Origin of the sequence: Ramlibacter sp., from assembly GCF_041916345.1 — a bacterium.
Classification (GTDB): domain Bacteria; phylum Pseudomonadota; class Gammaproteobacteria; order Burkholderiales; family Burkholderiaceae_C; genus Ramlibacter.
Window position 1 is genome coordinate 1 of sequence record NZ_JAYRZR010000050.1, and the last position, 13,528, is coordinate 13,528.

General features: G+C 70.8%; 9 protein-coding genes and 1 pseudogene. 8 read left to right on the forward strand and 2 right to left on the reverse strand.

The annotated features are described in order from the left end of the window. The 8 genes and pseudogenes from ACE3T5_RS13535 to ACE3T5_RS13570 form a co-directional block, all read left to right on the forward strand. Nucleotides 1-797, forward strand: a pseudogene (locus tag ACE3T5_RS13535) (hypothetical protein); the annotation flags it as partial. Next, complete coding sequence (locus ACE3T5_RS13540; RefSeq protein ID WP_374668499.1) at nt 794-3,298, forward strand: ATP-binding protein; 2,505 nt, start codon at nt 794-796, stop codon at nt 3,296-3,298. The pseudogene ACE3T5_RS13535 and the gene ACE3T5_RS13540, both read left to right, overlap by 4 nt. 25 nt (nt 3,299-3,323) lie before the next feature. After that, the gene (locus ACE3T5_RS13545) at nt 3,324-5,192 is read left to right on the forward strand and encodes a putative bifunctional diguanylate cyclase/phosphodiesterase (protein WP_374668501.1); all 1,869 of its coding nucleotides are present in this window, start codon (nt 3,324-3,326) and stop codon (nt 5,190-5,192) included. A gap of 97 nt (nt 5,193-5,289) precedes the next feature. Next, nucleotides 5,290-7,128, forward strand: coding sequence for an FAD-dependent oxidoreductase (locus ACE3T5_RS13550; protein WP_374668503.1), 1,839 nt, complete (start codon nt 5,290-5,292; stop codon nt 7,126-7,128). Then, entirely contained in the window at nt 7,125-8,948 is a 1,824-nt protein-coding gene (locus tag ACE3T5_RS13555; RefSeq protein WP_374668505.1) for a 2-oxoacid:acceptor oxidoreductase subunit alpha, read from the forward strand. Before ACE3T5_RS13550 ends, ACE3T5_RS13555 begins: the two co-directional genes overlap by 4 nt. Continuing rightward, entirely contained in the window at nt 8,945-10,000 is a 1,056-nt protein-coding gene (locus ACE3T5_RS13560; RefSeq protein ID WP_374668507.1) for a 2-oxoacid:ferredoxin oxidoreductase subunit beta, read from the forward strand. Before ACE3T5_RS13555 ends, ACE3T5_RS13560 begins: the two co-directional genes overlap by 4 nt. 63 nt (nt 10,001-10,063) lie before the next feature. After that, complete coding sequence (locus ACE3T5_RS13565; RefSeq protein ID WP_374668509.1) at nt 10,064-10,504, forward strand: cyclic nucleotide-binding/CBS domain-containing protein; 441 nt, start codon at nt 10,064-10,066, stop codon at nt 10,502-10,504. Between the two features lie 40 nt (nt 10,505-10,544). After that, complete coding sequence (locus ACE3T5_RS13570) at nt 10,545-11,276, forward strand: DUF4253 domain-containing protein (RefSeq protein WP_374668511.1); 732 nt, start codon at nt 10,545-10,547, stop codon at nt 11,274-11,276. A gap of 22 nt (nt 11,277-11,298) precedes the next feature. Here the strand turns inward: ACE3T5_RS13570 and rsxB are convergent, their stop codons facing one another. Together rsxB and ACE3T5_RS13580 are read right to left on the reverse strand one after the other, a co-directional pair. Then, nucleotides 11,299-11,958, reverse strand: coding sequence for an electron transport complex subunit RsxB (gene rsxB / locus ACE3T5_RS13575; RefSeq protein ID WP_374668513.1), 660 nt, complete (start codon nt 11,956-11,958; stop codon nt 11,299-11,301). Beyond that, nucleotides 11,955-13,307 (reverse strand): polyhydroxyalkanoate depolymerase, encoded by a 1,353-nt coding sequence (locus ACE3T5_RS13580; protein ID WP_374668515.1) that lies wholly within the window; start codon nt 13,305-13,307, stop codon nt 11,955-11,957. The genes rsxB and ACE3T5_RS13580 overlap by 4 nt, the downstream gene beginning before the upstream one ends. Between the last annotated feature and the right edge of the window lie 221 nt (nt 13,308-13,528).

Consider the following 13,528-nt stretch of genomic DNA (forward strand, 5'->3'; position numbering starts at 1 on the left):
TCGATCCCGGCGTCAACGAGGCGGCGCCGGATTTCGGCTTGCCCTCGCCGGCCGTGCCGGCGCCCGCGACCGGCGCGCCCGCCGAGGCGGTGCAGGGGGCTCTCCCGCCGGCGACCGTCGAATCGCTTCCGGGCATCAGCGGATCGGGCAGCAGCGCCGTGCCAGGCAACGGCGCCGCCACCGGCACCACCACCGACGCGTCGGAAGGCGCGGGCACGTCCCTGCTCGATCCGGCTACCGGGACCGGGGCATCGGGCTTTGACCAGGGGCGCGTAGGCACACCCGCGCCGAACGCCGGCAGCAACGCGGCCACCGGGGCACTGACGGCCCCCACGGCGGGAACGGCTGGCGTCAGCGCACCTGCACCGGCGGCCGTGGCGCTGGCCAGCTTCAGCGCGGAGCCGCCGGCGGACGTGCTGCAGGCGGTGCTGGCCGGCTTCGCAGCCGGTCCCACGACCTCGCTGCTCACCCAGCAGGAACTGGGCGCGGCACTGCGGCTGCCCAGCTTCGAGCGCGAACTGGACAGCGCGCGCGAGGCGCTGAAGGAGCAGTTCGACCTGGACCGCACCACCACCCTCTCCGTGGCGGGGGTCTCCTTCGGCGTGTCCGTCGTCTACGTGCTGTGGCTGGTGCGCGGCGGCGTGCTGCTCAGCAGCTATCTCTCGGCTCTGCCGGCCTGGCGCCTGCTGGACCCCTTGCCCATCCTCTCGCGCGTGAGCGACGAGGAAGACGAGGACGACGACGCGCTCGATGCGCGGGCGCGCCAGCCCGTGGATCCCTTGCGGGGCATCGGATGAAGGGGCTCGGCACCCGCACCTACATCGCGCTCGGCCTCACCGGCCTGGTGGCGAGCGCGCTGCTGGCCGCCTCGTTCCTGGGCCTGGTGCCCGACCGCGCGCAGGCCGTGCGCGAAGGCCGGCTCGCGCTGGCCGAGTCGGTGGCGGCCTCCGCCACCGCGCTCATCGCCTCGTCCGAGCCGCGCCGGCTGGAGGAGGTGCTGCGCTTCGTGCAGCAGCGCAATCCGCAGCTGCGGTCCATCGGCGTGCGCAGTCATGAGGGACGCCTGGTCCTCGCCGTCGGTGAGCATGCCCGCGCCTGGGTGCCACTCGAAGCCGGTGTCGCGACCGACGGCCAGGTGCAGGTGCAGCTCTATGCCGGCGGCCGGCCGTGGGGCCAGGTGGAGCTGCGCTTCGACCCCGTCAGTGCGCCAGGGCTCGCGGGCGTCTTCACCCATCCGCTGCTGCTGCTGGTGGCCTTCTGCGCGGCGATCTGCTTCCTCGGATTCTCCGTCTACCTGGGCCGGGTGCTGCGGCACCTCGACCCCTCGCAGGCGATCCCGGCGCGGGTGCGTTCGGCGCTCGACACGCTGGCCGAGGGCCTGCTGGTCGTGGACCAGCAGCAGCACGTGGTGCTGGCCAACGAAGCGCTGGTGCGGCTGCTGGGCCGCACCAACGAGCAGCTCATGGGCACGCCCGTGGCCGCCATCGCCTGGCTGGATGCCGCCGGCGCGCCGCTGGCGGCGGGGCAGGGGCCTTGGGTGCAGGCGCTGGAGGATGGCCGGCCGCGCAAGGACCGGCAGCTCAAGCTGCTCGATGCCACCGGTCAGGTGCGCAGCTTCGTCGTCAACTGCTCGCCGGTGCTGGCCGCGTCGGGCCGGGCGGGCGGGGTGCTGATCAGCCTGGAGGACATCACGCGGCTGGAGGCAAGCCAGGTCGCGCTGCAGAGCGCCAAGGACGAGGCCGAGGCCGCGAACCGGGCCAAGAGCGACTTCCTCGCGAACATGAGCCACGAGATCCGCACGCCGATGAACGCCATCCTGGGCTTCACCGAGCTGCTGCGCCGCGGCTACAGCCGCGACACGCGGGAGTCCACGCGCTACCTCGACACCATCCACCACAGTGGCCGCCACCTGCTGGCGCTCATCAACGACATCCTCGATCTGTCCAAGGTGGAGGCTGGCCAGGTGGTGGTGGAGCGCATCGCCTGCGCGCCGCATGAGGTGGTGCGCGGCGCCGTGACCGAATTGCAGGTGAAGGCGCGCGAGAAGGGCATCGCGCTCACCCTCGATCCGGGTGCCGCGCTGCCGGCGCAGGTGCTGACCGATCCGGGCCGCATCCGGCAGGTGGTGCTCAACTTGCTGAGCAACGCGGTGAAGTTCACCGAGCGTGGCGCGGTGGTGGTGCGACTGCGCTGCGAGGCCGGTGTGTACGTGATCGAGGTGCAGGACAGCGGCATCGGCATCGCCGCCGACCGCGTGGAGGCGATGTTCGATCCCTTCACGCAGGCCGATGCCTCCATCACCCGCCGCTTCGGCGGCACCGGCCTGGGCCTCGCCATCAGCCGCCGCCTGGCGCGGGCGCTGGGCGGCGACCTCACCGCCACCAGCCGGCTGGGGGAGGGCACCACGATGCGCTTCAGTTTCGATCCCGGCCCGCTGGAGGGGGTGGACTGGCTGCCGCCGGAGGCTTGGGTGTTCGACACCGCGGCCCCCGCGAAGGCTGCCGCGCGGCCGCACTGGCGCATCCCGGCCGCGCGGGTGCTGGTGGTGGACGACGGCCCGGAGAACCGGGAGCTGGTGTCGCTGGTGCTGGCGGACCAGGGGCTGTGGGTGGAAGAGGCCGAGAACGGCCAGCAGGCGCTCGACCTGCTGGCCCGGGAGCGCTTCGACCTGGTCCTGATGGACATGCAGATGCCGGTGCTGGACGGCTTCCAGGCCACCCGCGCCCTGCGCGCCGGCGGGGCCGACGTGCCCGTGGTGGCCCTGACCGCGAATGCCATGAAGGGCTTCGAGGCCGAGGTGCTGGCCGCCGGCTGCAACGCCTACCTGACCAAGCCGGTCGATATCGATGCCCTGCTGGAGGAGGTGGCGGCCTTGCTGGGGGGGCAGCGCGAGACAGTGACCGAGACGCCGGTCCCGCCGGAGCAGGGACCGGCGGCCCTGCCAGCCGGGCCCGCATCGGCTGCCACGTCGGAGGCGGCACCGGTCCAGCCCGTGCGCTCCCGCTTTGCCGACCAGCCGCGCTACGCGCCCATCGTCCGCAAGTTCGGCGCCCGTCTCGCCGCGATCCTGCAGTCCGCCGAGGACGCCCATCGCGCTGGCGATCTGGCTGAGCTGGCGCGCCTGGGCCACGGCCTGGCCGGATCGGCCGGCACCGTCGGCTTCGACGAGTTCACCGAGCCCGCGCGTGAGCTGGAAGCCTGCGCGGCCGCCGGCGACGCCCAGGGTGCCCGCCAGCGGCTGGACCTGCTTGCCGACCTGGCCGCCCGCGTCGAATTACCTGAACCCGCGGAAACCTGATCCGCCCTCCGTTAAGCTGTGTGAAGTGACTTCCAAGCCGCCCGCCAAGGACTCCGGACCCGACTCCGCCGTGGTCTCCAACACCGTGTTCCTCGCGGGGGAGGAGCGCTTGTCGGACTCCGACTTCCAGGCCCTGGCGCCGCAGAGCGGCGGCTGGAGCCGCGCCTCCGCCGAGGCGATGTCCGACGCCGTCATCGTGATGATCGACGACGAGGAACTCAACATCGAGATGACGGAGGCCTTCCTGGCGGAGGCCGGCTACCGGCGCTTCGTGTGGACCAGCGACTCCCGCAATGCCATCACGCTGATCCGGCAGTCACGCCCCGGCGTGGTGCTGCTGGACCTGACCATGCCGCACGTGAGCGGCATGGAGATCCTGGAGGCGCTGCGTGCGGACGCCGGCCTGCGTCATGTGCCCGTGATCGTGCTCACCGCCAACACCTCGCCCGAGGTCAAGCTGCGTGCACTGTCCAGCGGCGCGATGGACTTCCTCAACAAGCCGGTCGATCCCAGCGAGCTGGGCCTGCGCATCCGCAACACGCTGGCGGCCAGCGCCTACCGGGAGCACCTGGCTTCGCACGACCTGCTGACGGGCGTGTCGAACAAGTCGCGGCTGCTGCAGGACATGGCGCCCGTGCTGGCGCTCGCGCGTTCGGGCGGGCATTCCGGCGCCCTGCTGCAGGTGGGGATCGATCGCCTGAGCGCCATCAATGACGCGCTGGGCCGTGCCGTGGGCGACCAGGTGGTTCAGCGCATGGCGCGCCGGCTGGGGCAGTGCGTGGAGACCGAGGTCGACGGCGAGCTGTGTGCCGGCGCCCACGCGCCCATGCTGTACCGGCTGGATGGCGACGAGTTCGCCATCCTCGTGCCGTTCACGGACACGGGTGACGGCTTCGCGGCCTTCGTGAGCCGCGTGATGGAAGCGTGCTCTTTCGCGCTGGCGCGCGGCGGGCGGGATCTGTTCATCACCGCCAGCGTCGGCATCACGGTGTTCCCGCAGGATGGCGACAGCGCCGATACGCTGATCACCAATGCCGGGCTGGCCCTGCGCCAGGCCAAGGAGTCCGGGCGCAATACGTATGAGTTCTTCTCGTCCCGCTTCAACCGGCGCGCGGCGCGCCAGCTCGCCGCCGGTGCCCAGTTGCGCCAGGCCATCGGCCGCGACGAGGTGGAGCTGGTCTACCGGCCGGTGTTCGAGGCTGGCGGCCGGCTGAGCGGCGCCGAGGCCCTGCTGCGTTGGCGTCGCCCGGGCGCGGAAGTCATCGCCGAGCAGGCGCTGATGACCCTGGCTGCCTCGGTGGACATGGCATCGGCATTGACCGAGTGGGCCCTGGAGCAGGTCGCCTCCGACACCCGGCGCTGGGCGGGCGCGGGCCTCACGGGGGTGACGGTCGCGGTGCCGGTCACGCTCGGACCGGTGCGGCTGGAAGACCTCACCGCGCCGGACCGCGGCCTGCTGCATGTCGGCACGCGCTCGGGCAAGCTGTGCCTGCTGCTGGAGCAGACGCCCTCGCTGGACGACCTGACGCCAACCCACCTGCAGCAACTGGCGGAGCTGCGCAAGGCCGGCATCCGGCTCGCCCTCGGTCGCTTCGGGCAGGGGGCTTCGTCGCTCCAGGTGCTGCGACGCCTGCCCTGGGATGAGGTCCGCCTGGATGGTCATCTGCTGCCCGTGCCGGGCGACGCCGGTGCCAGCCGGCTGTTGCGCGGCACCATCGCCCTGGTCAAGAGCCTGGGCCTGCAGGCCGTGGCCTGCGGCGTGGCCGACAAGGCCCAGGTGGCGCTGCTGCACGCGGAGGGGGTGAACCTGTATCAGGGGGACTTCTTCGGCCAGCCCGTTTCCGGTGCGGGTTTTGCACTGAAATGGTTGACGGCGCGCAACCCCGCGCGCTGAATCGGGGAATCCCCGGGCCATCGGCCCCCTCCCTGGCCGTAGACTGGACCGAGCCCCGCATGGGACCCCCCGGGCGCGGGACCAGAGGAGACCAGCCTTGCAGCCGACCAACACGGCCGACCCGGCCTATTTCCACCAGGTCGTGGATTGCCAGTGGGCGTGCCCCGCCCACACGCCCGTGCCGGAGTACATCCGCCTGATCGCCCAGCGCCGCTACGGCGACGCCTACATGGTCAACTGGGTCTCGAACGTCTTTCCCGGCATCCTGGGGCGGACCTGCGACCGCCCCTGTGAGCCGGCCTGCCGTCGCGGGCGGGTGGAAGACGGCCATGCCGCCGCGCCTGAGCCGGTGGCCATCTGCCGCCTGAAGCGCGTGGCGGCCGACCTGAAGGAGGACGTGCGCTCCCGCATGCCACCGCGTGGTGCACGCAACGGCAAGCGGGTGGCCTGCGTGGGCGCCGGCCCGGCCTCGCTGACCGTGGCGCGCGACCTGGCGCCGCTGGGCTACCAGGTGACGGTGTTCGACGGCGAGGCCAAGGCGGGCGGCTTCATCCGCACGCAGATCCCGCGCTTCCGCCTGCCCGAGTCGGTGATCGACGAGGAGACGGGCTACATCATGGACCTGGGCGTCGAGTTCGTCGCCGGGCGCCGCATCGAAAGCATGCAGGCCTTGCTGGCCGAAGGCTGGGACGCCGTCTTCGTCGGCTGTGGCGCCCCCCGCGGACGCGATCTCGATCTCCCGGGCCGCCAGGAGGCCGCGGCGAACATCCACATCGGCATCGACTGGCTGGCGTCGGTCTCGTTCGGCCATGTCACGCAGGTCGGCAAGCGCGTCATCGTGCTGGGCGGCGGCAACACGGCCATGGACTGCTGCCGTTCCGCGCGCCGCCTGGGCGGCGAGGACGTGAAGGTGATCGTGCGCAGCGGCTTCGAGGAGATGAAGGCCTCGCCCTGGGAGAAGGAGGACGCGCTGCACGAGGGCATCCCCATCATCAACTACCACGTGCCCAAGGCCTTCGTGCACGAGGGCGGGCGCCTGACGGGGATGACCTTCGAGGTCGTGCGGGCCGAGTACGACGCCAAGGGGAGCCGCAGCCTGGTGGCCACCGGCGAGCCCGATGCCTTCTTCGCCTGCGACGAGGTGCTCATCGCCGTCGGGCAGGAGAATGCCTTCCCCTGGATCGAGCGCGACAGCGGCATCGCCTTTGATCAGTGGGGCCTGCCGAAGCTCGACGCGCGCACGCACCAGTCGACGGTGCCGAACGTCTTCTTCGGCGGCGATGCGGCCTTCGGACCCAAGAACATCATCACCGCGGTGGCCCATGGCCACGAGGCGGCGGTGTCCATCGACCGGCTGCTGAACGGCGAGAACCCGGCGCAGCGACCGCCGCCCACGGTGAACCTGATGTCGCAGAAGATGGGCATCCACGAGTGGAGCTACCACAACGAGACCTCGCTCGACGTGCGCTACAAGGTGCCCTGGGCCAAGGCCGAGGCGGCGCTCGCCAGCATCAAGGTGGAGGTGGAACTGGGTTTCGATGCCGCAACGGCTTTCAAGGAGGCCGAGCGTTGCCTCAACTGCGACGTGCAGACCGTCTTCACCCAGTCCACCTGCATCGAGTGCGATGCCTGCGTGGACATCTGCCCGATGGACTGCATCACCTTCACGGCCGACGGTGACGAAGCGGACCTGCGCACGCGGCTCAAGGCGCCCGCGACCAACCTGTCGCAGCCGCTCTACGTGTCGGGTGCGCTCAAGACCGGCCGCGTGATGGTGAAGGACGAAGACGTCTGCCTGCACTGCGGCCTGTGTGCCGAGCGGTGCCCCACGGGGGCATGGGACATGCAGAAGTTCCTGCTGCGCACGACGCAGGCCGGCCCGGCCTGTCGTGACGCCAAGGCGGCCCGCGTGGCCCAGGAGGTGGCCGCATCATGAAGCGCATCGAAGCCGTCAACGACTTCGTCGTCAAGTTCGCCAACGTCAACGGCTCGGGCTCGGCCTCGGCCAACGAGCTGTTCGCCAAGGCCATCCTGCGCATGGGCGTGCCGGTCAGCCCGCGCAACATCTTCCCCAGCAACATCCAGGGCCTGCCCACGTGGTACGAGGTGCGCGTGAGCGAGGCCGGCTGGCTGGGCCGCCGCGGCGGCGTGGACATGATGGTCGCGATGAACCCGCAGACCTGGGACGCCGACGTGGCGGAGCTGTCGCCGGGCGGCTACCTGTTCCACGACAACACGCGGCCGCTGCCGCCCTCGAAGTTCCGCGAGGACATCCACGTGATCGGCATGCCGCTCACCGAGATCTGCAACGCGGTCTACAGCGACCCGCGCCAGCGGCAGCTGTTCAAGAACATCGTCTACGTGGGCGCGCTGTCGGTGCTGCTGGAGATCGACCCCGCCGTGATCGAGAAGCTGTTCGGCGAGCAGTACCGCGGCAAGGAGAAGCTGCTCGCCTCCAACGTGCAGGCGCTGCAGCTGGGTCGCGAGTTCGCGCGCGAGCACCTGCAGGCGCCGCTGGGCATCCGCGTGCGCGCGGCCGACAAGGTGGGCAACCGCATCTTTGTCGACGGCAACAGCGCCGCCGCGCTGGGCTGCGTGTACGGCGGCGCGACGGTGGCCGCGTGGTACCCGATCACGCCGTCGTCCTCGGTGGCCGAGGCCTTCCAGAAGTACTGCGGCAAGTACCGCGTCGATCCTGCGACGGGCGAGCACCGCTTCGCCATCGTGCAGGCCGAAGACGAGATCGCCTCCATCGGCATGGTGGTGGGCGCGGGCTGGAACGGTGCCCGCGCCTTTACCGCCACCTCCGGGCCGGGCGTGTCGCTGATGACGGAGTTCATCGGCCTGGCCTACTTCGCCGAGATCCCCATCACCATCATCAACGTGCAGCGCGGCGGCCCCTCCACCGGCATGCCCACGCGCACCCAGCAGGCCGACCTGCTGTCGTGCGCGTATGCCTCCCACGGCGACACCAAGCACGTGCTGCTGCTGCCGCAGGACCCGCAGGAATGCTTCGAGCACGCCGCGAAGGCGCTGGACCTGGCAGACCGCCTGCAGACGCCCGTGTTCGTGATGACCGATCTGGACATCGGCATGAACCAGCGCCTGTGCGAGCCCTTCGAGTGGACCGACGGTGCCGCCTATGACCGTGGCAAGGTGATGACCGCCGAGGAGCTGGAAGCCGGCCGCGACTTCGGCCGCTACAAGGACGTCGATGGCGACGGCATCCCCTGGCGCACGCTGCCGGGCACGCATCCGACCAAGGGCTCCTACTTCACGCGCGGCACCACGCGCGACCCGTATGCGCGGTACTCCGAGCGCGGGCCGGACTACATCTACAACATGGAGCGGCTGCAGAAGAAGTTCCGCACCGCCGCCACCCTGGTGCCGCAGCCGGTGGTGCAGCCGGCGCCGCAGGCCACGCCACTGGGCGTGATTTACTTCGGTTCCACCTCGCCCGCCATGCAGGAGGCCCTGGCGGTGCTGGCGGGGCAGGGCGTGCACCTCGACGCGATGCGCCTGCGTGCCTTCCCCTTCCCGGACAGTGTGCCGGCCTTCATCGACGCGCACGAGCACGTGTTCGTGGTGGAGCAGAACCGCGACGCGCAGATGCACAGCCTGCTCGTCAACGAACTCGGCATCGACCCGCACCGACTGGTGAAGGTGCTGCACTACGACGGCACGCCCATCACCGCCCGCTTCATCACCCAGGCCATCACGGCCCGCGTCCAGCCCGCCCAGGAGACCGCGGCATGACCTACATCGCCAAGCCCGCGCTGCACCACCCCACCTTGCAGAAGAACGGGGTGGGCTACACCCGGCGCGACTACGAGGGCAAGATTTCCACCCTGTGCGCCGGCTGCGGGCACGATTCCATCTCGGCCGCCATCATCCAGGCCTGCTGGGAGCTGGATGTGGAGCCGCACCGCGTGGCCAAGCTCTCCGGCATCGGCTGCAGTTCCAAGACGCCCGACTACTTCCTGGGCGCCTCGCACGGCTTCAACACCGTTCACGGCCGCATGCCCAGCGTGCTCACCGGCGCCAACCTCGCCAACCGCGAGCTGTTGTACCTGGGGGTCTCGGGCGACGGCGACTCCGCCTCCATCGGCCTGGGCCAGTTCGCGCACGCCATGCGCCGCGGCGTCCGCATGGCCTACATCGTCGAGAACAACGGCGTCTACGGCCTCACCAAGGGCCAGTTCTCGGCCACCGCCGACAGCGGCAGCAAGAGCAAGAAGGGCGTGGTCAACACCGACAGCCCGGTGGACCTGGTGGCCATGGCGCTGCAGCTGGGCGCCACCTACGTCGCGCGCGGCTTCTCCGGCAACAAGGCGCAGCTGGTGCCGCTGATCAAGGGCGCCATGACCCACGGTGGCGCCGCGTTCATCGACGTCATCAGCCCCTGCGTGGCCTTCAACAACCACCCCGGCAGCACCAAGAGCTACGACTACGTGCGCGAGCACAACGAGGCCGTCAGCCGCATCGACTTCATCGACCCGGCGAGCCCCGTGGAGGCCGAGCCGGCGCCGGGCGAGGCGGTGGACGTGCGCCAGCATGACGGCACCTTGCTGCGCCTGCGCAGCCTGCACGAGGGCTACGACGCTACCGACCGGCTGGCCGCGCTGGCCTTCATGCAGCAGCACCAGGCCCGAGGCGAGGTGCTCACCGGCCTGCTGTACGTGGACCCGCTGGCGACCGACCTGCACACCGCGCTCTATACCAGTGCACGGCCGCTGAACACGCTGGGCGCGGCGGACCTGTGCCCTGGCGAGGCGGCGCTGGCGAAGATCAACGCGTCGCTGCGCTGACGAGCGGCAGCCCGCGTGGCGCGGGCTGCGCGGTACCATCATCCAAAGGAAAGGGGTCGCGCCATGGCCGAACGCACCGTGTTCCAGTCCATTCCCCACAAGCACGTGATCAGCCTGGGCCAGCACGCCAGCGCCTATGAGGCCGCGTGCGTGATGACCCGCGCGAACTGCGGCAGCATCCTGGTGCTGGAGCCGCCGGACCGCCTGCTGGGCATCGTGACCGAGCGCGACGTCATGACCCGCCTGGTCGCCCGCGGCCTCGATCCCAAGTCCACTCGCCTGGCCGACATCATGACCGCCAAGCCGATCTGCGTGCCGCCCACGATGCCGGTGTCCGACGCGGTGGTGATCATGATCGAGCGCGGCTTCCGCCACCTGCCCATCCAGGCGCCGGATGGCCGCCTGCTCGGCGTGTTCTCGGCGCGTGACGCGCTCCCGCGGGAGATCGGCGCGGCGCTCAGCCAGGCCGAGTTCCACGAGCAGGTGAACGACGCGCTGGGTTAGCATCCGCTGGCGCCGCATCCACGCGGCGCGCCCCACTCGCATGCGCAGACTCCTGCAGTCCCTGTTCGGCCGGCAACCGCCGGCCGATGCCGCCGCCACCACACTGGTCGGCGGTCTTCCGTTCGAGGTGATCCAGGTCCCCGGGGCCGAAGCCGAGGCCACGCGGGAGCGCCTGCTGGGGCGTGGCGTCGTGCCCGTGATCGTGGGGGACATGGACGAGGCCGAGCGCCTGTTCGAGCCGGTGCTGGAAGAGGGACGCCCTGACGTCGAGGCGGTGCTCAAGCGGGCTGCCCGCCTCGACATCGAGGCCTGGACGCGCGAGCGCCGTGCCGAGGCGTCCAGCCTGCTGGGCGCGGTGCCCAGCCTGTGGCCTTCGCATCCGCCGCCGCCGCGGCACCTGACGGCGCCGCGCGAGCCGCTGGGTGGCCGCTTCCGGCCCCAGGTGCTGCTCGCCCTGGTGCCGGCGGAACACGCCTGGGAGGTGCCGGCCCACCTGCACTATGGCGGCTTCGAATCCTGCCCGCCCGCGCATGTGCATGTGGCCCTGTTGCGGCACTGGCAGCGGGCCTTCGGCGCGCAGGTGGCCTGCCTGCAGGCGGCCCTGCTGGAATGCAAGGTCGAGCGTCCGCCGGCCACGCGAGAGGCCGCGCTGGACCTGGTGGAACAGCAGATCGCCTATTGTCCGGCGCTGGCGCAGCAGGGCGCCCAATCGGTCGAGGCACTGGCGGGCATCCTGCTGACCGCGCGCACCTGGCACTTCAGCTGGGAGTGAGGGCCGCCGGCCGGCGGCGGGCTCAGCCGGTCTGCTCGCGCCGGGCCCGCGCGCGGGCCAGCGCCGCCTCGATCACCGACCGCTTGCGCTGCAGCTCGGCGCCTTCCGCGCCATGGGTCATGGCGGGCAGGTCCGCCAGCTTGGCGCGGGCCTTGGCTTCCAAGCGGGCTGCATGTTCCTCGGCGGCGCGCACGCGGCGCACGCCGCGCGCGGTGTAGCGCGTCAGGGCGGTGTCGGCCTGCTCCTGCGACCACGCGGCCCAGCCGGTGCGCTCGCCGGTGACGTTCTCCAGCGCGATGCAGTCCACCGGGCACACCGGCACGCACAGCTCGCAGCCGGTGCACCAGGGTTCGATGACGGTGTGCATGCGCTTGTTCGTGCCCAGGATCGCATCGGTCGGGCAGGCCTCGATGCACAGGGTGCAGCCGATGCACCAGGCTTCGTCGATCACGGCCACGGTACGCGGGCCTTCCGTGCCGTGCGAGGGATCGATGGGTCGCTCGGGGCGGCCAGTCAGCCGGGCGAGGCGGGCCACGCCTTCGGCACCGCCCGGTGGGCACTGGTGGATGTCGGCCTCGCCGCGCGCCATGGCCTCGGCGTAGCCGGCGCAATCCGGGTAGCCGCAGCGCGTGCACTGCGTCTGCGGCAGCGCGGCGTGCAGGCGGGCGGCCAGCGGACTCACCGGGTCGTGCGGCGGGCCCGGGCGGGCGTCTTGCGCTTCGCGGGTGCCTGGCGGGCGCCCCCTGCGGCGGCCGGCTTCGCGGCCGGCTGGTTGAACTGCAGGATGAAGTCGCGCACCTGGGGGTACACCACGTCGCGCCAGCGGCGGCCGCTGAAGATGCCGTAGTGGCCCGCTCCCTTGACCTCGATGTGCTTCTGGCGGTCCTTCGGCACGCCGGTGCACAGGTCGTGCGCGGCGGCCGTCTGGCCCGAGCCGGAGATGTCGTCGAGCTCGCCTTCCACCGTGAGGTGGGCGGTTCCGGTGATGTCCTCCGGGCGAACGCGCTCCAGGGAGCCATCGGGCGCACGGACATCCCAGGTGCCGTTCACGAGGCGGAACTCCTGGAACACCGTGCGGATGGTCTCCAGGTAGTAGTCGGCGTCCATGTCGAGCACCGCGTTGTACTCGTCGTAGAACTGGCGGTGGGCCTCGGCGCTGGTGTCGTCACCAGCGATCAGGTGCTTGAAGTAGTCGTAGTGGCTGCTGAGGTGACGGTCGGGGTTCATCGCCACGAAGCCCGAGTGCTGCAGGAAGCCGGGGTACACGCGGCGGCCCGCGCCCGGGAAGTTGGTGGGCACGCGGTAGATGACGTTGTTCTCGAACCAGGCGTAGCTCTTGTTCATCGCCAGGTTGTTCACCGCGGTGGGCGACTTGCGCGCGTCGATGGGGCCGCCCATCATGGTCATGGTCAGGGGCGTGGGCTCGCCGCGCGAGGCCATGAGCGACACCGCCGCCAGCACCGGCACCGTGGGCTGGCAGACGCTGATGACGTGGCAGTGGCCGTAGGTCTTCTGCAGGTGGCGGATGAAGTCCTGCACGTAGTTCACATAGTCGTCCAGGTGGAACTCACCCTGCGACATCGGCACCAGGCGCGCGTTCTTCCAGTCGGTGATGTAGACCTTGTGCTCGCGCAACATCGATTTCACCGTGTCGCGCAGCAGGGTGGCGTAGTGACCGGACAGCGGGGCCACGATCAGCACGGCAGGCTGGGTCTTCAGGCGCGTGAGCGTGGCCGGGTCGTCGCTGAAACGCTTGAAGCGGCGCAGCTCGCAGAACGGCAGGTCGATCTCCACCCGCTCGTGGATGGCGACGTCCACGCCGTCGACGTCCACCGTCTTGATGCCGAACTCGGGCTTCTCGTAGTCCTTGCCCAGGCGATAGAGCAGGTCGTAGCCGGCCGACAGGCGCTGGGCGAAGGGGTGCTGGCCGAAGGGCGACAGGGGATTGCTGTACAGCTTCGACGCCGCCTGGGCGAAGTCGGCGAAGGGCTCCATCAGGGAGCGCTGGGTTTCATAGATCTGGTAGAGCATGGGTTCCCCGTGCGTTATTGCAGTGCAATATACCAGCGCGACCTTGCAACTGCAGCCAACTGCCGGACAGCTGCGCGACAGCGCGGTCAGCTTGTGTCAGCCTGGGTGGGAACCCGGGCAGGTGGCGGCACGTCGTACCATGCACGACAACCCCCGTAGATCGGACCCCATGCAACGCAGAACCTGGCTCGCCGCCTGCGCGACGGCCACCCTGGGAGGAA

Coding starts and splice junctions, on each gene's coding strand:
- ACE3T5_RS13555 (WP_374668505.1), top strand. CDS start 7,125: ATGAAGCGCATCGAAGCCGTCAACGACTTCGTCGTCAAGTTCGCCAAC.
- ACE3T5_RS13565 (WP_374668509.1), top strand. CDS start 10,064: ATGGCCGAACGCACCGTGTTCCAGTCCATTCCCCACAAGCACGTGATC.
- ACE3T5_RS13570 (WP_374668511.1), top strand. CDS start 10,545: ATGCGCAGACTCCTGCAGTCCCTGTTCGGCCGGCAACCGCCGGCCGAT.
- ACE3T5_RS13580 (WP_374668515.1), bottom strand. CDS start 13,307: ATGCTCTACCAGATCTATGAAACCCAGCGCTCCCTGATGGAGCCCTTC.
- ACE3T5_RS13540 (WP_374668499.1), top strand. CDS start 794: ATGAAGGGGCTCGGCACCCGCACCTACATCGCGCTCGGCCTCACCGGC.
- ACE3T5_RS13560 (WP_374668507.1), top strand. CDS start 8,945: ATGACCTACATCGCCAAGCCCGCGCTGCACCACCCCACCTTGCAGAAG.